Genomic DNA, 18499 nt, shown 5'->3' with positions numbered 1-18499 from the left:
AGAACCGCCCCGACCGCGTCGCCAACGGGTGCCACGGCGTCTACCCAATCCGCCCATCCGAGGAGGCGTGGTCCTTCCACCCCACAAGCGCGACCTGCCCCTACTCAGCCGAGTGGCCACGGTCCGAGACGGTTTCCTCCCAGTGCCAGCCTGGAGGAACGGCTGAGGCCCTTCCAGGGCCCGGTCGTCCGTTCGCAGCTCTACCGTCTGTACGACCGCGAGCCCGGCACGCGCCGTGGCAGGTGAGGTCTGGTCCTTGACCCACGGAGGCAGCCCATGCCCGGACGCACCGACGCCATCTCCGCCCTCGGCCGGGTCCTCGGCGCCGACGCCGACGCGCTCGCCGAGTGCGCCGCGCGGCTGCGCCGGCTCGCGGTCCGGCTCCGGGTGCACGACGCCGCGCCGCCCTGGCTGTGTCACACGCTGAACGACCACATCACCGCCTGCGTGGTGGCCTCGGCCGACCTCGCCGACGCCGCCGCGTGCCTGGAGGAGTTCGCCGGGGCGGCGCGCCCTGTCAGCACTCCTTCCAAGCGAAGTGATAGAGGGTCTCGACCTTTCCGCGGGTGGAGTCCATCGTGATGAAACTGGTCTGCGCCGGGTTGGAGGTGCCCCGGTCCACGCGGATCTCGGTGTTGATGTTGAGGTTGCGGTCCACGCCGCACGGCTTGTAGGCGAGTTGCGCGGCATCCGTCGTGTCGGTGAACCGCCAGTCGTCCGAATAGGGTGCCGCGATCGAGTGGCTGACCGGGGAGTTCTCCGACGATCCTTGGAAGTAGTAGTTCGCCCTCGTCATCGCGGAGGCGCCATGATAAAGATGTGCGAAGCCGCGATAATCGGCCGAGGCGATCGCGTACGTGAAGCCCTGCGGGACGTGCACGGCGAGGTTGATCTGGCAGTTCTTCCGGTAGGCGGTCGGCTCGGAACCCCCGCCCGTCCGGGCGAGATAGTCGCTGTAGCTGACCGTGAAGCCCGTGTTGTCCGGCCGCGGGGTGACCTGTGCGGTTCCGGCCGGGCAGCCCGAGCCGTTGACCGTGACGACATCGATGGTGATGCGATCGGGGGGCGCGGCCGCGGCGGACACGGGTGCGGCGGCCGTGGCGGCCGCGGTGCCCGCGGCCAGCGTCAGTGCGAAGATCGCTGTTCCTCTGCGCATGAGAACCCTCTCAGTTGGCGTCGGCTCGTCACATGTGGTTCATCGATCGGGGGTCGGCCGCACCCCCGGCGGATCGGCGAGGGTGCGGCCTCTGGATGACCCTCCAGTGCTACGGGCAGGTCTTCCAGGCGAAGTGATAGGTGGTCTTGATGCCTCCGTCGGTCGAGTCCATCGCCATGAAACTGGTCTTGGTGGGGTCAGAAGTCCCGAGGTTCACGCGCAGCTCGGTGTTGATGTTGAAGTTCCGGTGTTCGCCGCAGGGCTTGTAGACCAGCTGCGAGACGTCGGTGGAATCGGTGAACTGCCAGTTGTCCGCGTAGTGCCCCTTGACCGTGTGGGTGGTCTGCACCGTCTGGGGCATGCCCTGGAAGTAGTAGCCCGCCCGCTGGGTGCCCGTCGCGCCGGGCTGCAGTTGGGCGAAGCCCCGGTAGTCGGCGGACGAGATCGCGTACGTGAAGCCCTGCGGGACGTGCACGATCAGGTTGATCTGGCAGTTCTTCCGGAAGGCGGTCGGGTCGGAGTTCCCGCCCGTCCGGGCGAGATAGTCGCTGTAGGTGACCGTGAAGGCCGTGTTGTCCTCTGAGACCGCCACCGCGGCGGTCCCCAGCGGGCAGCCGGAGCCGTTGACGGTCACGATCTCGACAGTGATCTTGTCCGGTCCGGGGGCCTTCGGTCCGGTGGCGGACGCCGGTGCGGCGGCCATGGCGGTGAGCGCCAGAGCGGCGGCGGAGATTGTCATCCCTCTGCGCATGAAATCCCTCTTACCTGGAGTGATGAATTCGCTGGCACACGATGAATTCGCTGGGATAGGTGTACGGCAGACGCGCGCGAGGTCGTTGATCCAGGATCCGGGATGAAAGTAACCACATCGGTCAAAGTCGTCAACGGTGGAAGAACTGGACGTGCGTCGACAAAACCACGTCCACATGCTGTCCCCCCGCCGGTCGGCTCGCCGGCGCCCAGGAAACGACATTTCCGCAGATGGCCGCACCAGATGTGGACGTGGAGTGCCGATCACCAGGGATGCGGCCCCCCGGGCGCCGGGGCCGTTGCTCGTGAAAACACGGCAGACCATCTCTACCTGATTCCACCGAGCGATATTCGGTTGTGTTGGCGGGCTGGACATGGCGCCACCCTCCGACCGGGGAGGATGAATTTCCCTACAATTTTGATCGGGAGAATGCCAGGCAAGTGCCGGAGGCTTCACGCCCGGCTGGCCGCATGTGGACTGCGCCGGGCGGTGAGCGCGGCAGCCACGCCGTCACGGTGTCGAGGCGGCCGCCTCCGGGGCCCTGACCTCCCGGGCGCGCTGCTGCAACTCGGCGGTGCACATCATGAGCCGGCGCGTCGGAAGGTGCCGCACGTAGTGGTCCACATCGACGCCCAGCGCGAACACGTGCACCGGAACCCCGGCGTCGCGGCCGGACTCGACGGCTTGCCGCAGTGCGGCCAGAACGGCCGGATGCCGGGCAGGGCGAATGCGTTCTCATATAGCGAGATCGAGTAGCTGGAGTGCGTGGTCGGGGTTGGCTCGGTAGTGGTCGTTGGCGGCGGCGATGTTGGTCCAGCTCATGAGGCGGACCAGGGCGATGGCCAGGTTGCGCAGGCCGGCCATGATGCGGGGTGCATGACCGGTGCGGATGCGTGAGGCGTCTTCGGTGTAGGTCACGTCGCGGATGTGGTGCAGGGCTTCGATCGACCAGTGGCCGCGGATCAGGGAGGCGAGCCGGGCCGGGGCCGCCCGGCCTGCGGTGAGGCTGGTGACGGCATAGATCGTCTTGATCGTGGTCTTGCCGGTGACGCGGTCGGTGCGGCGGCGTTTGACCTGGATGGCCTGAGCGGCGTGCGGGAACAGCAGGCCTGGCCGGACGGTGCAGACCTTCAGGCGGCGGATCTCTCGCCGCCCGTGGCCGTCGCCGACGGTGCGGTCGTGCAGCTCGATCTTCGACCAGGGCAGGCGTTTCAGCTGGTCATGCAAGTTCTTCTGGTTGCCCTTCACGACCAGGATGTAGTCGGCGTCGCGGTCTTGGACCAGGTGGCGGGCGTGCTCACGCTGGGTGTGCAGGGCGTCGGCGGTGACGATCTTGCCGGTCAGGTCCAGGCCGGTCAGCAGGGGGACGAATGCGGGGATCTCGTTGCTCTTGGCGTCGATCTGCCGTTGTGCCACCACGGCCTGGTGGCCGTGCAGCGCCGCGGCCAGCAGATACGTTGTCGCTCCATCGCGGTGGCGGCTGTCCCGGATGGTCTTGCCGTCCACCGCCGCCGCGTCCTGCCGGGTGTCCCGGCCGGCCGGGTCCTGGGTCAGCGTGGTCAGGTAGGAGCCGATCGCCTGGTCGAAGGCGTCACCGTCCAGGCGTGCCAGCAGCCGCGCCAATGTGGTGACGGCTGGGAGCCCCCCGGGCAGGCCCAGCCGCTGGAGCACGGCCGGGTCGAGTTCGGCGGCGATCCTGCCGATCTTGGCCAGGGTGGTCGCGCCGCTCAGCACTGTGACCAGGCACAACGCCAGCAACGAGCCGAGCCGGTAGCGGCGGCCGCGTCGCCGCCTGGGATCCGGGATGCGGTCCAGAACCTGGACAAGGGCGGGCAGCCTGGGCAGGTCGGTGGCGGCAAACCGGACACCCGTCCATCCACGGCATCGACAGCTGAGCCGGGCCGTTGCCTCCCAGGGAAGAAGCAGATCGGCAGACAACGCGACGCGATAGCCGAACGACCACGGCGCCCCTCGCGGAGCAAGGACCCTCAGCCCAGGTGATCCGGCACACCGGAGCCGTTGGGTCGGGTGAGCCGTCCCCCGCCCCTGTACCGCTCGAATATTGAGTTGCGAGATCTGAGCTGCGGTTATGCGGCGTGGTGATATTCGTTGATCACGCTTCCGACCACAGGTCTTCGCCGGATGGATCGCAAGTCGGCAAGGTCGGTGGTCTCCGGGACCGGCCCGGTGTCGACGTCCGGAGGTCGTTGGTGGCGGGACTGGTGCGGCCAATGACCGTTGTAGTGGACCATGTACTCGCCCAGCACCAGCGACAGGTGCCCCTCACCGAGGATCAGGATCCGATCCGGCAACTCGCGGCGGAGGGTGCCGATGACCCGCTCGCAGACCGCATTCATCCGCGGCGTCCGGGGCAACGTGGTGATGGTCCGCAGCCCCTCGGCCTTGAACACTTCTGCGAACACGGCGGTGAAGAGCGGGTCGCGATCGTGGATCACCACGCGCAGCTCGCCGACGCGTTCGCCCAGGTCCATGGCCAGGTTGCGGGCCTGCTGCACCGCCCACGCCCCGGTCGGGTGCGTGGTCACCCGCCCAGATGCAGTTTGCGGGTGCCGTGTTCGATGCATACCAGCACCCACAGCCGTTTCAGCAGGACCGTCTCCACCACGAAGAAGTCACACGCGATGATCGCGTGCGCCTGGGCGGCCAGATACTCCCGCCACCTCGGACCGACCCGGCGTGGCGCGGGATCGATGCCGGCGCGGTGCAGGATCTCCCATACCGTTGACGCGGCGATGGTGTACCCAAGACGGGTCAGCTCACCCTGGATGTCCCCAGGTCGGGTTCTCCCGCGCCATCCGCAGGATCAGCGCTCTGACCGACACGCCGGTGCGTGGTCGCCCGGGTCGGCGGCGGTCGGAGTAGTTCCACTTACGCGCTACCAGGTTACGGTGCCAGCACAGGAGCGTCTCCGGAGTGACCGGGAAAATCCCTGCCCACTGCTGGCGGTGCACCAGCCGCGCCAGTGCCGCCAACCAGAGCCGATCGGCGTGCTCCCACCGCGGACGGCCGCGTAGCCGACGGCGTAACACCTGGTTCTCGTGCCAGAGCACCAGCAACTCCACGTCCTTGGACAGCTCCGAGCGGACCAGCACCCCGATCAGGCCGAGCAGGCTCCGGACCAACCGGTACAGCAGCCACAACAACACCCCGAAATGGTCGCAACCACGCCACCGATCGCGCAGCGAAACCCCAGCTCACAGCATGAAACCCAGTTTCCGAGCGGTACAGCGGCCGACCCCGGCCGCAGGTTCGACGACTTGTTCAACTTCGTGCACGACCCGGCGACCGAATTCGAGGCCGGGCCCTTCCCGATAGGCGGCTCGATGGGCTGAACGGCCCGCGGTATCGACACATCCGCGAGCAGGCGAGCGTGAGGGAACGGCCATTTCAAATGGGTGCGGTTCCGCTCTAACACGTCGCCGTCCACTGCAGCAGGGTGCGTTGACCGACATGGCCCCTGTGCTAAATCGTGGGCTCCCGTGACGCGGCAACTTCTGGCCATCACAAGACTTGGTCAGTCCCGTCGTCCAACACGCTGCGTAAGGTGGGTCCACTTTGCATGAACTGGCGTGATGGCGGAGGTTTCGTTGGGGGCACAGCCCTATGTCGGGGTGGAAGTTCCTCCGCACGAAGCGGCTGCTCTGCTCGGTACGGTTGGTGGCCGGCTCGCCCCCGGCGAGGCCGTGCTGGCTTTGGTGGCCACCGTGAAGGCACTGCCGTCCTTGACGCACGTCTTTCTCCGCAAACCACCCCTGATGACGTGGGCGACCGGGGCACTGCTGACGGTCGGGTCGCTTTGCCCTCACCGGCCGGTTGCCGCCCAACCACCCCACGACCGACGCGGCCCGGCGCACCGTCGGCGAGCTGCGCACCGCCCTGCACCGGGTGGACGACCGGGTACTGGTCGGCGGCACCGCCGCCACCGGCCTGGACACCGACCGGGCCATGAACCGCGACCTCATGATGATCACCCCGGTTCTGCTGATCGCGATCGTTGGTGCTGGGGTGGCTGCTGTTGCCCGTCGTGCTGCTGTTCCGCACCGAGCCGCTCCGCGAACCATGCTGTATACCCCCGGCCCCTCACCGGCCCGCCGCATCACCCGCCGACTAACAGCCGATCCACACTTGTGGACAACGAGAACCTAGCGGGAGTGCGCCGCGAGCAGGCCCTGGTCGTCGGGACCGTCCCCCCGCGCGCGCCCGTGCGCTCACGCCCTGGAGTCCTGACGTGCGGCCCAGACGCGGCGCAACTCGTGACGGAAGCGGGTAAAGGTCCGGGGGCTGTCCAGCGCCAGGACGGCGGATATCGCGCCGGCTCGCCGATAGGTGGCCACGAAGGCTCCCTCGGGGGCGCCTTCCTCCAGCAGGAAATCGTCGTCCGGGGCGGGTCGGCCCGCGAGCTGGATGCGGCTGTCGTACTGATCGGACCAGACGTAGGGCAGCGGGTCGTAGCAGGGCAAGGCGGTGACGTCTTGGCCGCGCATTTCGGCCAGCAGGGCTTTGCAGGCGGTGACCGGCATGTCCCGGGCGTTGGTCCAGTGTTCGAGGCGGCGGCCGAGGGGTCCGGCGACGTCCCCGGCGGCGACGACGCCGGGGACATTCGTGCGTCCCCACGGGTCGGTCGGCACTCCGCCTGCGCATCCGACCCCGGAGCCGTCCAGCCATTCGACGTTCGGGACCGCGCCGATGCCGACCACCACGGTGTCCGCGGGAAGCCGCCGTCCGTCGTCGAGGATCACGGCCCGCACATGCCGCCGTCCCTCGAACGATCGGACCGTGCGGCCGGTGATAACGCGCACCTCATTGTCGGCGTGCAGGCGGGCCAGCAGTGACGCGGCGGGCTCGCCCAGCGGTGCCAGCAGCGGCAGCCGACCCGCCTCCACGATCGTGAGGTCGTTGCCGAGGCGCCGCGCGGTCGAGGCGATCTCGGCGCCGACGAAGCCGCCGCCGATCAGGACTGCCCGGCTGCCCGCGAGCAGGTCGGCACGAAGCCGGATCGCATCGTCCAGGGTGCGCAGCGTGTGGACGCCGGGCGGCGCGGGGACGTCCAGCCGCCGGGCGCGGGCGCCTGTCGCGATGACGAGCCCGTCCACCGTGAGCCGGTGCCCGTCGTCGAGCCGGAGCATCCGGTCGCGGGCATGGAAGGCGGCGGCCCCGGTGCCCAGCCGCCACTCGGCGCCCAGGGCCGCCAACCCGTCCTCGTCGAGCAGACGGAGGTCGGCCCGCTCCGCGGAACCGAGCAGGAACGCCTTGGACAGCGGCGGCCGGTCGTACGGCGTCCACGCCTCGTCGCCGACCATGACCAAGCGGTCATGATAGCCCTCCGCGCGCAGCGTCTCGGCCGCCCGCACGCCCGCCAGCCCGGTGCCGACGATCGCGATGGTGGTCATCCGGCCTCCGCTACGGAGGACTCCTCGACGCAGACCTTCCCGTCCACGACGTGGACCTCATGGACGCGGACGGGGCGCCTGGCGGGCGGGCAGTCGGGTGCGCCGGTGCGCACGTCAAAGCGGGACTCGTGCAGTGGGCATTCGATCGTGTGGTCCTCCAGCCAGCCGTCGGCGAGCGAGGCCGTCTCGTGCGAGCAGGTGTCGTCCAGGCAGTAGACGCGCTCGCCCACTCTGACCAGGGCCAGCGGCACCGGCACCCGGGGGCCGGCGACACGGGTGACCATGCCGGGCACGATGTCGTCGACGGAACACAGTTCGATCAGCATGGCGTCCTCACTCCCGGCCCGCGCCGGCGAAGGCGACCTGGAGTTCCCGAGGGCCGCGGAACATCCAACCGGCGAACACTGGCGGCGACGTCACGAGCAGCCCCGGGAACCGGTCCCAGAGCACGCGGACCGCGCAGCGGAGTTGCTCACGCGCCAGGTAGGCGCCGAGGCAGTAGTGCGCGCCCAGGGAGAACGCGAGATGGTCGTTCAGGTCGGCGCGGTCGGGATCGAACACGTCGGCGTCGGCGAACTTGCTCTCGTCGCGGTTGGCCGACCCGGCGAGGGCCAGGAGCTTGTCACCGGCGCGCAACGTGACCCCGTCCAGAGTGTGGTCGGCCGCGAGTTGCCGCGGGAACGCGCCGACCGGTGTCAGCCACCGCATCGTCTCCTCGATCGCCGCGTCGAGGGCGGCGGCGTCCGCCCGCGACCGTTCGGCGAGGTCGGGACGCTCGCACAGCTGCCACACGAGCGTGGCCAGAGCGTGCCACGGCTCGTTGAAACCACCGCTGAACAGCAGGCGGATCTGCGAGGCGATCTCCTCGACGGTCAGCGGTTCGGCGAGGTCGGCGTGGACCATCGTCGAGATGACGGTGTCGTCCGGCTCCCGGGTCACCCTGGCGACCGCGGCGGCGACGTGCTCGCCCACCTGCGCGCGGGCCAGTTCGCAGCGCCGCCACACCGCCGGGTCGCCGGAGTGGTTGGACAGCCCGGCGATGAACGCTCCGGACCACTCGACGACCTGCTCAACGGTCGTGCCCGGCAGCCCGACGGCCATCGTCAGCGCCCGGGCCGCGTACGGCGCCGCGAAGTCGGCCACCAGATCGCAGCCGGGCCGGGCGGCCAGCCGGCCGGCGATCTCCTCGGCGTTCGCCAGCAGCGCGGCCGACCACCGTTCCCGTACCGTGCGCCGCTTGAGCGGACCGTCCATCGCGGCGCGCAGCCGGCGGTGCGCGTCCCCGTCGGTCCGGATCATCACCCGGCCCATCGCCCGCTCGGCCAGGGAGTTCTCCTGGTGGGCGGTGAAGATCTCCGGGGACCGGTCGACGAGGACGACGTCGTCGTAGCGGCTGACGAGCCACAGCCCGAGCCGGTCGGACCACGCCCACGGCTCTTCCTCGCGCAGCCTCCGGTAGATCGGGTACGGGTCCCGGGACAGCGCCTCGCCGGTGATGTCGCTCACCATGGTCATGTTCGTTCCTCCTGTTCGGCGGCCGGTGTCACCGCGTGTCGAGCAACTCGGCGAGGTCGGCGCAACCGAGCCGGGCGGCCTCGCGCGCGGCGGGGACGAGGCCGGTGAAGCCGAAGAAGCCGTGGATCATCCCGGGCACATCCCGGTACCGGACCCTCACCCCGGCTTCGCGCAGCGCCTCGGCGTACCGGGCGCCTTCCCCGCGCAGCACGTCGAACTGCGCGGTGACCAGGGCCGTCGGTGGCAGGACGTCCAGGCCGGGCGCGAGGGCCGGGGAGGCGTCGGGGTCGCTCGCCAGCGCCGGATCCGGCAGGTACTGCCGGACGAACCAGCGGAGATGCGCGGCCTCCAGCCAGTGGCCGGTGGCGTACGGCAGCGTGTCGGGATGTCCGCCGGCCAGGTCGGTGGCCGGGTAGAGCAGGAACTGCGCGTTCACCAGCCCCGGCTCCTCGCGCGCCAGATGCCGGACAGCGGCCGCGGCGATGTTGGCGCCGGAGCTGTCACCGGCCACGATCAGCGGGGAACCGGGCCCTCCCAGGTCCGCCCGGGCGGCGGCGACGCGCGTCACCGCCGCCTTCGCGGCGGTGACCGGGCCGGGAAACGGCGTCTCGGGTGCGAGGGGCGCGTCCACGGCGACGACCACGGCGCCGAGCTCATCGCACAGGACCCGGGCCACCGGGTCGTGGGTGTCCAGGTCGCCGAGCACCCACCCGCCGCCGTGGAAGTACACGACGGTGCGCCCGCGCGGGGCGAGCGGCCGGTAGAGGCGCGTGGGCCGGGGGCCGCCCGGCAGCGGCAGCTCGCCGTCCACGGTTTCGGCCACGGGCGCGAGGGCGGCCTGCGTGCGGCCGTCCGTCATCATCGCGCGGTAGAACTCGCGGGCCTCGGCGAGGGGGACGTCCCACAGCTGTGGATGGTCCTCGGCCGCGGCCTCCTCTTCGGCCAGCATCTCGGCGAACTCGGGGGCGAGAGCCGGCGCGGTCTCGGGGGTCATCAGGGTGCGCTCCTCGAAGTGTCGATCGACGCGGACGAGGCCGTCCGTGCCGGGGCGGAGGCTCGTTCGGCCAGGAGCCGGTCCCGGTGCTCGCGGCCCTCGCGCCAGTGCGGGGAGGCGTTGACCCGCCGCACGACCGGCGCAGCGACCAGCACGAACACACCGGCGACGGCGATCAGCAGCAGGTCGATGTAGGGCAGCGCGCGCAGGGCCGGGGCGGTCTGGGAGTCCACGCTGGCGTACAGCGCGTAGCCGAGCAGGGCGCTGGCGGCCACTCCTGCGGCCGCCCTGGGCCAGCTGCGCATCCGCGCGAACCACGGCACGCTGATCATCACGATGCTCAGGTAGACGGCGGTGAGCATCAGCGCGGCGGCCGTGGCGACGTACTGGAACGCCATGTAGGCGGAGGTCCAGAAGAAGCCCACCGAGAGCCCGAGAATCGGCAGCGCGCACAGCAGGACGACGCGCCGCGGGATCCCCGCGCCGGGCGAGTCCGAGAACCCACCTCGCAGCAAGCCGTCCCGGCCCATCGCGAACAGGGTGCGGATCGCTCCGGTGGACGCCGCGGTGACGGTGGACAGCCCGGCCAGCACGACGACCACCGTCATCGTGAACGCGACCCAGCGGCCGAAGTGCGACTCGGCGAGCTCGAACAGCGGTGCCGGAGAGGCCGCCAGCCGCTTCACGTCACCGCGGAAGCCGATGTTGATGAACCAGCAGGCGAAGATGTAGAGGACGCCGCTGAGCAGCAGGCACGTCCACATTCCGGCCGGGACCGTGCGAGCGGGACGGTCGGTCTCCTCGCTCAGCGACGCGCCCGACTCGAAGCCGCCGAAGGCCCCGAGGGCCAGTGCGATGCCGAGGAACAGCCTGCCAGGCGACACCCCGTCCAGCGAGAAGGCGTCCAGGCCCAGGCCGCCGCCGTCGCCACCGGCCTTGACGAGCACGGTGACGCCCACGACGAGCAGGGACAGGACCCCGAGCGTCTCCATGCTGACCTGGAAGCCGGTGTTGAACTCGATGCGGCGCATCACGATGACCATGCAGACCGCCCACAGCACGAACGCCACCAGCGGCCACGGCACGGATGGTCCGTCGGCGTACCGGATCGCCACGCCGACGAAGTTCGCCTCGTTGGACAGCACGCTGCCCGCGAAGGCCAGGTACGTCACCAGGTAGGCCCAGCCGACGAGGATGGCGACGCGTACGCCGCACAGCACTCCGGCGTAGTGGTAGGCGGCGCCCGCCGAGGAGAACTGCCGGGCGAGCGAGGCGAACACGTAGACGATCAGGGACCCGGCCACCAGGCCGAGCAGGAACGAACCGGCGCCCGCCGTGCCGGTGACCGCGACCATCGTCGCGGGCAGGATCGCGGTGCCCGCCGAGGGGCCGGACACCGACAGCGGCTGGGCGACGTTGCGGAAGAAGCCGATTCCGGGGGCGGACGATCCGCCTGGTCGGGTTGACGCGGTCATGGTGCCCTCCTGGAGCAGGAGCCGAGTGAGTCCGTGGCGCCCGCCTTCGCGGCGGGCCGCTGTCCCCCGATGTGCGCGCGGGCCGAGCGTTCCGTCAGGCGCTTCGGCGGTGGTTGATCATCACGTGTTTGACCAGCGTGTAGTCCTGGAGGCTGTACATCGACAGGTCCTTGCCGTAACCGGACGCCTTGGTGCCGCCGTGCGGCATCTCCGGGGTGACGACGTCGTGCTCGTTCACCCAGACGGCGCCGCAGTCGAGCAGCCCGGAGACCTCCAGCGCCCGCCCGGCGTCCTTGGTCCACACCGAGGCGGCCAGCCCGTACCGGGTCCCGTTGGCCAGCGCGACGGCCTCCTCCTCGGACGCGAAGGTCTGCACGGTGAGCACGGGGCCGAAGACCTCGTTCTGGACGATCTCGTCGTGCTGGCGTACCCCGGTGACGATCGTCGGATCGTGGAAGAACCCGGCGCCCTCGGGTGCGGTGCCGCCGACGGCGACCTTGGCGTCGCCCGCACCGAGCCGGTCCACGAAGCCCCGCACGCGGTCCCGCTGCTCCGCCGAGACCAGCGGCCCCATGTCCAGGTCGTCATCGGTGGCGGGGTCGCCCGTCCGGACGGTGCGGGTGGCCTCGACCAGGCCGTCGACCAGCTCGTCGGCGATGGATTCGGCGACCAGGAGCCGGGTGGCCGCCGTGCAGTCCTGCCCGCTGTTGTAGAACGCCGCACGGCGCAGCACCGCCACGGTGTGCTCGATGTCGGCGTCGTCGAACACCAGGGCGGGCGCCTTGCCGCCGAGTTCCAGATGGACGCGCTTGAGCGAGTCCGCGGCCTCGCGGGCGACGGTCCGGCCGGTCGCCGAGTCGCCGGTCAGCGAGACCATGCGGACGTCGGCGTGCCGTACCAGGGCCGAGCCGGTAGTGCCGTCGCCGGTGAGCACGTTGAACGTGCCGGGCGGCAGGATCCCGGCGGCCAGTTCGGCCACGCGCAGGGTGGACAGCGGGGTCTGCTCCGCCGGTTTGAACACGGTGACGTTCCCCGTCGCCAGGGCGGGGCCCAGCTTGTAGGCGAGCATCACCATGGGGTAGTTCCACGGGGCGATCTGTGCGAGTACTCCCAGCGGGTCGCGCCGGACGATCGAGGTCTGACCGCGCACGTACTCCCCGGCGGCGCTGGACTCCATCGTGCGGGCCGCCCCTGCACAGAAGCGCAGCAGGTCGATGGCGAAGCCGATCTCGGCGCGGGCGTTGCGGCGCGGCTTGCCCACGTTGCGCGACTCCAGCGCGACCAGGGTCTCCAGGTCGCCGTCCATCTCGTCGGCGAGGGCCAGCAGGTGGCGGGCGCGATCGGCGGGCGTCGAGCGGCGCCAATCCAGGAAGGCCCGGCCGGCCGCGGCCACCGCGGCGTCCACGTCGTCGGCCGACGCGATGGGGAAGTCTCCCAGCGGCGTCCCGTCGGCGGGGTTGACCACCGGGTGGACGGCGCGGCCACGGGCCGTCTTCCACTCGCCGCCAATGAACAGTTCTTCGCGCACCAGGGGCTCGGTCATGGGGTCCTCCAGGAATTTCAGGACGGTTCCACAACGACTACACACAGCGACATTCGTTCGATTAATCGAATGACCGTGGTATCGTCAAAAGGGTTGACTATGACAAATTTCCCGAGAGACTCGGGGATACCGCGAGGAGAGTCGGACGCGGTGAGTTCGATTGAGAAAACGGTGGCGTCGAACATCCGCCGGCTGCGCGCGCAGCGGGGTCTGACGATCTCCGATATGTCGCGCCGTACCGGCATGGCCAAGTCCACGTTCACGAACCTGGAGTCCGGCACCGGCAATCCGACGCTGCAGACGCTGTGGAGCATCGCCGAGGCGCTGGGCTGCACGCTCGCCGATCTCATCCACGAGCAGATCCCGCAGCTGCTGCGGGCGGGCGAGGGCGTGCGGGTCGACAGCGACTCCTCGCTCGGGCGGATGATCGCCCAGATTCCGGCCGGGACGGGCGTCGACGTCTACGAGGTGACCTTCCTGGCCGGTCGTAAGCACGCCTCCAGCGGGGGGAGGCCGGGGATGACCGAGCACTTGTACGTGGTGTCCGGGAGGCTGCGGGCCGGCCTGCCGGGCGCCGAGGAGATACTCGGGCCGGGCGACACCTACCGGCTGCCCGAACAGCCCTACCTGATCCAGGCACTCGACGACACCGACGCCAAGACGGTTCTGCTGATCAGCAACCCGAACGGCGGCTTCGCCTAGCAGACCGCGTCCGCCTCGGGCGCCGGGCGCCTCGGGCGCCGGAGGCCGCGTCTCACCAGCCACCGTGCCACCCCTCCAGGATGCCCTCCGCCTCGTTGTCCGGGCCTTCCTCCGGATGCTTGGCGAGGAAGTCGAAGTCGCATCCCTTGTCGGACTGCTGGACGTGCCGCAGGTACAGGGCGCCGTAGCCGCGCCGGTAGCGGGGCGTGGGCGGCCGCAGTTCGGCGCGCCGGCGTTCGAGCTCGGCGGGGTCGACCTCCAGGTCGAGCCGCCCGGCCGGGACGTCCAGGACGATCGGGTCGCCGTCGCGGACCAGTGCCAGCGGCCCCCCGGCTGCCGACTCAGGCGCGACGTGCAGCACGTTCGTGCCGAACGCGGTTCCGCTCATCCGCGCGTCGGACACCCGGACCATGTCGGTGACGCCCCGCGCCAGCAGCTTGGCCGGGATCGGCAGCATGCCCCACTCCGGCATCCCGGGCCCGCCCTTGGGCCCGGAGTTGCGCAGCACCAGGACGCTGGACGGCTCCACGTCCAGCTCGGGGTCGTCGATCCGCGCGGCGAGGTCACGCACGTTCTCGAAGACGACGGCCGGCCCGCGGTGAACACACAGTTCGGGGCTGGCCGCGCTGGTCTTGATCACCGCCCCGCCCGGGGCCAGCGAGCCGTGCACCACGGCCAGCCCGCCGGTGGGGGCGCGCGGCTCGTCCAGCGAGGCGATCACCGACCGGTCGGTGGCCTTCGCCCCGGCGACCTCCTCGCCCAGCGTCCGGCCGGTGACGGTCGGCACGTCCAGGTGCAGCAACGGCGCCAGCTCGGCCAGCATCGCCGGCACCCCGCCCGCCGCGTCCAGATCCTGCAGCAGGAACTCGCCGCTGGGACGCAGGTTGGCCAGCAACGGCGTGCGCGCGGAGATCCGGGCGAAGTCGTCCAGGCCCAGCTCGACTCCGACACGGCCGGCCAGCGCCAGCAGGTGCACGATCGTGTTGGTCGAGCCGCCCAGCGCCATCAACAGCGTGATCGCGTTCTCGAACATCTCCCGGGACAGGATCCGGCTCGGCTGCGGCCCGCCGTCACGGGCCATCCGCACCGCCAGCCAGCCGGCCGCGGCGGCGCCCGCCAGCCGCCTGCCGTCCATCGCCGGGACCGTGGACGACCCGGCGGGAGCCAGGCCGAGCGCCTCGCTCACCGCCGTGATCGTCGAGGCGCTGCCCATCTCGTTGCAGTGCCCCGGCGTGGACATGATGGCCGCCTCCATCGCGGCGACGTCGGAGCCGTCCGCGGCCCCCGAGCGCACCCGTTCGGCCAGCTTCCACGCATCGGTGCCGCCGCCGAGCCGCCGGCCGCCGTACGACCGGGGGCTGGTCGGCCCGGCCGTCACCACGACGGTGGGAAGGTCGACGCTGGCGGCGCCCATGAGCTGGGCGGGCAGCGTCTTGTCACACCCGCCGAGCAGGACGACGGCGTCCATCGGATACATCCGGATGGACTCCTCGACGTCCATCGCCATCAGGTTGCGGAACAGCATCGCCGTGGGCTTGGCCAGGTTCTCTCCCAACGAGATCGTCGGGAACTCCAGCGCCACGCCGCCCGCCTCGGCCACGCCGCGCTTGACGTGCTCGGCGACCTGCCTGAAGTGGGCGTTGCACGGAGCGAAGTCCGACCAGGACTGGGCGATGCCGACGAACGGGCGGCCGTCGAAGTGCTCGGGCGACAGCCCGATGGGCGTCAGCGTACTGCGGTGCGCGAACCCGCTGAGGTCGTCGGTGCCGAACCAGCGCCCGCTGCGCAACGTTCGGTCGCGGTCCTGTGAGCTCATCGCCTGCCTCCCGGACGGCGTGTGGCCAGCTTGGTGAGGCCGCGCAGCCAGGGCTGCCGCGCCGCCGTGTTCATGGCCTTGCGGATGCGGGGCGAGGCGTAGGCGGCGTGCAGCGCGTCCTCCAGCCCGCGCCGCCGCAACAGCCGCGCGGCGTGCTCTTGGCCCCAGGGCCGTGGCGTCGGCATGCCCTGCGCGGTGAGCACGGCCATGGCCGCGTTGTAGCCGCTGGCGCCCATGACGCCACCGCCCGGATGGGTGCCCGAGCCGCACAGGTACAAGCCCTCGATCGGCGTCCGGTAGTCGCCGAGGCCGTGGGCGGGGCGGCCCGTCAGGAGCTGGTCGAGCGTCATCGCGCCGTGGTAGATGTTGCCGCCGGTCAGGCCGTACTCGCGTTCCAGGTCCAGCGGCGTGATCGTGTGCGTGCCGAGAACGGCGCCCTCCAGGTTCGGCGCGTGGTCGAACAGCCGCTTCAGAACCAGGTCGGTGAGGTCCTGGCGGGCGTCGTCCCAGGTCCGCCCGGACAGCTCGAACGGAAGCTGCTGGACGCCTGTGACGATCATGTGCCGGCCGGCCGGCACCAGGGCCGGATCGCGTACCGAGTCGATGGTCAGCTCGACCACCGGGTCGGTGGGCAGCAGCCCCTTGCGGGCCCGCTCGAAGGCTTGCTCGTAACGGTCCAGACGCGGGCCGAGGAAGGCGTGGCCGTTGTGCTGCGGGCCCGGTCCACCGGGCAGCCCGACGTACTCCGGCAGCCGGTCCACGGCCACCAGCACCCGGCACTGTGAGCCGCGCACGTCGTACTCCTCGATGCCGCGCACGGTCTCGTCGGGCAGGTGCGCCCGGTCCACCAGCTTGAGGAGGGAGCGCTTGGGGTCGGCGTTGGACAGCACGACGTCCGCGGGGATCTCCTCGCCCGACTCCAGCACCACGCCCCGCGCCCTGCCGCCGCGGATCGTCACGTGGTCGACCCGGGCCGAGGTGCGCAGCACCGCCCCGCTGCTCCGCGCCGCGTCGGCGATGGCGGCGGTGAGCGCGCCGACTCCGCCGCGTGCGAAGCCCCACTTGCCGAAATGCCCCTCGAACTCGCCCACGCTGTGATGGGCCAAAACGTACGCGGTGCCCGGGGTGCTCGGCGCCCCGTGGACCGAGACCACCCCGCTGAAGGCGAGGAATCCCTTAAGCAGGTCGGATTCGAAGTAGTGGTCCAGCAGGTCGGTGACGCTGCCGGTGATGAACCGGCCGAACAGGTCCATCGACCCGCGCTGTTCGAACTCCCGGACGAACGTCGACAGCCGCGGCGGCGGCTGCAGCATCATCGGCCGCAGTACCGCGCCGAGCCGTTGCATGTGGACGCCGAACTCAACGAACGCGTCGGCGTCGCGCTCTCCGAAACGCTTGCGGATCTCCCGGATGGTCCGATCGGGCTCCTTCCACATGAAGAAGTGCCGGCCGGACTCCTCGGTGGTGAACGCCAACGCGTCCGGCGAGCTGTACAGCTCCAGCCCGTGCGCGCGCAGGCGCAGGTCGGAGATGATCTCCGGACGTACCAGGCCCAGCACGAAGGCGCAGGTCGAGGCGCGGAACCCGGGCATGATCTCCTCGGTCACGCAGGCTCCGCCGAGCGTGTCGCGCGCCTCCAGAACGGTGACATCCAGTCCCGCCCGTGCCAGGTAGGCGGCGGAGACGAGCCCGTTGTGTCCGGCTCCGATGATCACGACGCGGGTCATGCGGCCTCCTCCCGCAGCCGGGCCATCGCGGCGTCGGCACGTTCCAGTGCGAAGTCGATGTCGTCGTCGCGGTGCGCGGCCGACAGCATCCAAGTGTTGCGGGGAGGGACGTTGAGGCCCTGGCACAGCAGCGCCTCGGCGAACCGTGCCGCGCGGTCCCGGTCGGTCCTCGTCGCCACGTCCCGGTAGTCGCGCAACTCCTGCCGCCCTCCGTCCGTCGCGAACAGCGTCTGAAGCAGGGCGCCCGCCTGGTGGACCCGGAGCGGCAGCCCGTGCTGCTCGCCGAGGTCGGCCAGCCCGGCGGCGAGCCGCGCGGCCATCCGTTCCAGCGTCTTGTCGAAGTCCGGCTCCCGGTAGCACTCCAAGGCCGCGAGCGCGGCCGCGGCGGCCAGCGGGTGGCCGTTGAACGTGCCCATGTGCGGGGACGTTCCGGCGGCGACAAAGAGGATCTCCCGGCTCCCGGCGACCGCGCTGATCGGCATTCCCGCACCCAGCGCCTTGCCCAGCACCGTCAGGTCGGGGCTGACGCCGTACCTGGCCTGCGCCGCGCCAACCCCGAGCCGGAACCCCGTCACCACCTCGTCGAAGATCAGTACGATGCCGTGCCGGCGGGTGAGCTCCCGCACCGCGGCCAGATAGCCGGAGGCCGGTTCCAGGACGCCGGCCAGAGGCACCGGCTCCATGACCACCGCGGCGATCCGGGCGCCGTGCTCCTCGAGCACCGCGGCCAGTTCCACTGGATCGTTCCAGCGCGCCACCAGGGCCGGCGGCGGCGCGCCCAGCCCAGCCGCCGACGGCAGCGGCGCGAACGGCGCCCGCGCCCCCGGCGCGGCCGGCGGCGTCCCAGGCCCCGAGTAGGCGATGTCGCCGAACCACCCGTGGTAGTGGCCTTCGAACCGCAGGACGAGATCACGGCCGGTGGCGGCCCTGGCGAACCGGAGCGCCGCATGAACCGCCTCGCTGCCCGTGGTGGACAGGCAGACGGCCTCCGCGCTCGGAACGACCTCGACGAGCGCCTCGGCGAGCTCCGCCTCCAGACGGTGCTGCGCGCCGTACAGCATGCCGTGGTCGAGCTGCGCCGCCATCGCCTCGAGGACCGGCCGCGGCCGGTGGCCGAGCAGCAGCGGCCCGTTGGCCAGAGCGAAGTCCAGGAGGACGTTGCCGTCCAGATCGGTCATACGGGCGCCGTCGGCCTCGGCCATGACCAGCGGGGTCGGTCGCACGCCGAGCCGGGCCGCGGAGGTCGCCCCGGTCGGGATGACCGCGGCCGCCCTGTCCAGCCACTCCCGCGACGCCGCGAAAGACCTCGCGTTCGTTCGATTCATCGGTACCTCCAGTCGAGTGCAGAGACCTGGAATGTTCATCAAAACGAACGACATGCCCACGCTCTGCTCTCAGTACTGCCCCGA

19 protein-coding genes are annotated in these 18499 nt (G+C 70.9%); 4 read left to right on the top strand and 15 right to left on the bottom strand.

Annotated elements, in window-relative coordinates:
* Positions 1-276 precede the first annotated feature (276 nt).
* Positions 277-582 carry a hypothetical protein gene (locus ABD340_RS29500; protein ID WP_344593335.1) on the top strand — a complete coding sequence of 102 codons (306 nt, stop codon included), beginning with the start codon at positions 277-279 and terminating at the stop codon, positions 580-582.
* Here the strand turns inward: ABD340_RS29500 and ABD340_RS29495 are convergent.
* The 6 genes from ABD340_RS29495 to ABD340_RS29470 all read right to left on the bottom strand — a co-directional run bounded on the left by ABD340_RS29495 (position 518) and on the right by ABD340_RS29470 (position 5074).
* On the bottom strand, positions 518-1156 hold the full coding sequence (locus ABD340_RS29495) for a DUF4360 domain-containing protein (protein WP_344593333.1): 639 nt from the start codon (positions 1154-1156) through the stop codon (positions 518-520). The two genes, ABD340_RS29500 and ABD340_RS29495, sit on opposite strands and share 65 nt — an antisense overlap.
* Before the next feature lie 109 nt (positions 1157-1265).
* Positions 1266-1895 (bottom strand): DUF4360 domain-containing protein, encoded by a 630-nt coding sequence (locus ABD340_RS29490; RefSeq protein ID WP_344593331.1) that lies wholly within the window; start codon positions 1893-1895, stop codon positions 1266-1268.
* Between the two features lie 522 nt (positions 1896-2417).
* Complete coding sequence (locus ABD340_RS29485; protein ID WP_344593329.1) at positions 2418-2558, bottom strand: hypothetical protein; 141 nt, start codon at positions 2556-2558, stop codon at positions 2418-2420.
* Positions 2559-2642: 84 nt separating this feature from the next.
* Positions 2643-3845: an ISAs1 family transposase gene (locus tag ABD340_RS29480; RefSeq protein WP_344593327.1), complete on the bottom strand. Its 1203-nt coding sequence runs from the start codon at positions 3843-3845 to the stop codon at positions 2643-2645.
* A 149-nt stretch (positions 3846-3994) separates the two neighbouring features.
* Positions 3995-4453 (bottom strand): integrase core domain-containing protein, encoded by a 459-nt coding sequence (locus ABD340_RS29475; RefSeq protein ID WP_344593326.1) that lies wholly within the window; start codon positions 4451-4453, stop codon positions 3995-3997.
* 231 nt (positions 4454-4684) lie between these two features.
* On the bottom strand, positions 4685-5074 hold the full coding sequence (locus tag ABD340_RS29470) for a hypothetical protein (protein WP_344593324.1): 390 nt from the start codon (positions 5072-5074) through the stop codon (positions 4685-4687).
* Positions 5075-5080: 6 nt separating this feature from the next.
* On the opposite strand from ABD340_RS29470, the gene ABD340_RS29465 reads away from it, so the two are divergent.
* Together ABD340_RS29465 and ABD340_RS29460 are read left to right on the top strand one after the other, a co-directional pair.
* Positions 5081-5260 (top strand): hypothetical protein, encoded by a 180-nt coding sequence (locus tag ABD340_RS29465; RefSeq protein WP_344593323.1) that lies wholly within the window; start codon positions 5081-5083, stop codon positions 5258-5260.
* Positions 5261-5741: 481 nt separating this feature from the next.
* Positions 5742-6074, top strand: a complete 333-nt coding sequence (locus ABD340_RS29460; protein WP_344593321.1) for a hypothetical protein — start codon at positions 5742-5744, stop codon at positions 6072-6074.
* 62 nt (positions 6075-6136) lie between these two features.
* Here the strand turns inward: ABD340_RS29460 and ABD340_RS29455 are convergent, their stop codons facing one another.
* The 6 genes from ABD340_RS29455 to ABD340_RS29430 all read right to left on the bottom strand — a co-directional run bounded on the left by ABD340_RS29455 (position 6137) and on the right by ABD340_RS29430 (position 12845).
* Positions 6137-7318 (bottom strand): NAD(P)/FAD-dependent oxidoreductase, encoded by a 1182-nt coding sequence (locus ABD340_RS29455; protein ID WP_344593319.1) that lies wholly within the window; start codon positions 7316-7318, stop codon positions 6137-6139.
* The gene (locus ABD340_RS29450; RefSeq protein WP_344593318.1) at positions 7315-7644 is read right to left on the bottom strand and encodes a bifunctional 3-phenylpropionate/cinnamic acid dioxygenase ferredoxin subunit; all 330 of its coding nucleotides are present in this window, start codon (positions 7642-7644) and stop codon (positions 7315-7317) included. The genes ABD340_RS29455 and ABD340_RS29450 overlap by 4 nt, the downstream gene beginning before the upstream one ends.
* Positions 7645-7651: 7 nt before the next feature.
* Entirely contained in the window at positions 7652-8833 is a 1182-nt protein-coding gene (locus ABD340_RS29445; RefSeq protein WP_344593317.1) for a cytochrome P450, read from the bottom strand.
* Between the two features lie 28 nt (positions 8834-8861).
* On the bottom strand, positions 8862-9827 hold the full coding sequence (locus ABD340_RS29440) for an alpha/beta hydrolase (protein WP_344593315.1): 966 nt from the start codon (positions 9825-9827) through the stop codon (positions 8862-8864).
* The gene (locus ABD340_RS29435) at positions 9827-11302 is read right to left on the bottom strand and encodes an APC family permease (protein WP_344593314.1); all 1476 of its coding nucleotides are present in this window, start codon (positions 11300-11302) and stop codon (positions 9827-9829) included. The genes ABD340_RS29440 and ABD340_RS29435 overlap by 1 nt, the downstream gene beginning before the upstream one ends.
* Positions 11303-11396: 94 nt before the next feature.
* Positions 11397-12845 (bottom strand): aminobutyraldehyde dehydrogenase, encoded by a 1449-nt coding sequence (locus tag ABD340_RS29430; protein WP_344593312.1) that lies wholly within the window; start codon positions 12843-12845, stop codon positions 11397-11399.
* Positions 12846-12995: 150 nt separating this feature from the next.
* Here ABD340_RS29430 and ABD340_RS29425 point away from each other — a divergent pair, with 150 nt between their 5' ends.
* A complete protein-coding gene (locus ABD340_RS29425) occupies positions 12996-13547 on the top strand; it encodes a helix-turn-helix domain-containing protein (protein ID WP_344593310.1) in 552 nt (183 codons plus the stop codon).
* 52 nt (positions 13548-13599) lie between these two features.
* Here the strand turns inward: ABD340_RS29425 and ABD340_RS29420 are convergent, their stop codons facing one another.
* Genes ABD340_RS29420 through ABD340_RS29410 form a run of 3 tightly spaced genes read right to left on the bottom strand, consistent with a single transcriptional unit; the run spans position 13600 to position 18415 of the window.
* The gene (locus ABD340_RS29420; RefSeq protein ID WP_344593309.1) at positions 13600-15363 is read right to left on the bottom strand and encodes a dihydroxy-acid dehydratase; all 1764 of its coding nucleotides are present in this window, start codon (positions 15361-15363) and stop codon (positions 13600-13602) included.
* Positions 15360-17090, bottom strand: coding sequence for a phytoene desaturase family protein (locus tag ABD340_RS29415; RefSeq protein WP_344593307.1), 1731 nt, complete (start codon positions 17088-17090; stop codon positions 15360-15362). The genes ABD340_RS29420 and ABD340_RS29415 overlap by 4 nt, the downstream gene beginning before the upstream one ends.
* Entirely contained in the window at positions 17087-18415 is a 1329-nt protein-coding gene (locus ABD340_RS29410; RefSeq protein WP_344593305.1) for an aspartate aminotransferase family protein, read from the bottom strand. Before ABD340_RS29410 ends, ABD340_RS29415 begins: the two co-directional genes overlap by 4 nt.
* Positions 18416-18499: the final 84 nt, after the last annotated feature.

This window comes from Actinomadura vinacea, from assembly GCF_039532545.1.
GTDB classification, from domain to species: domain Bacteria; phylum Actinomycetota; class Actinomycetes; order Streptosporangiales; family Streptosporangiaceae; genus Spirillospora; species Spirillospora vinacea.
The sequence above is the reverse complement of the archived record's forward strand: the minus strand, read 5'-3'. Positions and strand labels throughout refer to the sequence as shown.

Bases quoted from the DNA above. Each gene is read 5' to 3' on its own strand.
- ABD340_RS29500 (WP_344593335.1), top strand. From the start codon at position 277: ATGCCCGGACGCACCGACGCCATCTCCGCCCTCGGCCGGGTCCTCGGC.
- ABD340_RS29495 (WP_344593333.1), bottom strand. From the start codon at position 1,156: ATGCGCAGAGGAACAGCGATCTTCGCACTGACGCTGGCCGCGGGCACC.
- ABD340_RS29490 (WP_344593331.1), bottom strand. From the start codon at position 1,895: ATGACAATCTCCGCCGCCGCTCTGGCGCTCACCGCCATGGCCGCCGCA.
- ABD340_RS29465 (WP_344593323.1), top strand. From the start codon at position 5,081: ATGGTCGCAACCACGCCACCGATCGCGCAGCGAAACCCCAGCTCACAG.
- ABD340_RS29455 (WP_344593319.1), bottom strand. From the start codon at position 7,318: ATGACCACCATCGCGATCGTCGGCACCGGGCTGGCGGGCGTGCGGGCG.
- ABD340_RS29450 (WP_344593318.1), bottom strand. From the start codon at position 7,644: ATGCTGATCGAACTGTGTTCCGTCGACGACATCGTGCCCGGCATGGTC.
- ABD340_RS29445 (WP_344593317.1), bottom strand. From the start codon at position 8,833: ATGACCATGGTGAGCGACATCACCGGCGAGGCGCTGTCCCGGGACCCG.
- ABD340_RS29440 (WP_344593315.1), bottom strand. From the start codon at position 9,827: ATGACCCCCGAGACCGCGCCGGCTCTCGCCCCCGAGTTCGCCGAGATG.
- ABD340_RS29435 (WP_344593314.1), bottom strand. From the start codon at position 11,302: ATGACCGCGTCAACCCGACCAGGCGGATCGTCCGCCCCCGGAATCGGC.
- ABD340_RS29430 (WP_344593312.1), bottom strand. From the start codon at position 12,845: ATGACCGAGCCCCTGGTGCGCGAAGAACTGTTCATTGGCGGCGAGTGG.
- ABD340_RS29420 (WP_344593309.1), bottom strand. From the start codon at position 15,363: ATGAGCTCACAGGACCGCGACCGAACGTTGCGCAGCGGGCGCTGGTTC.
- ABD340_RS29415 (WP_344593307.1), bottom strand. From the start codon at position 17,090: ATGACCCGCGTCGTGATCATCGGAGCCGGACACAACGGGCTCGTCTCC.
- ABD340_RS29410 (WP_344593305.1), bottom strand. From the start codon at position 18,415: ATGAATCGAACGAACGCGAGGTCTTTCGCGGCGTCGCGGGAGTGGCTG.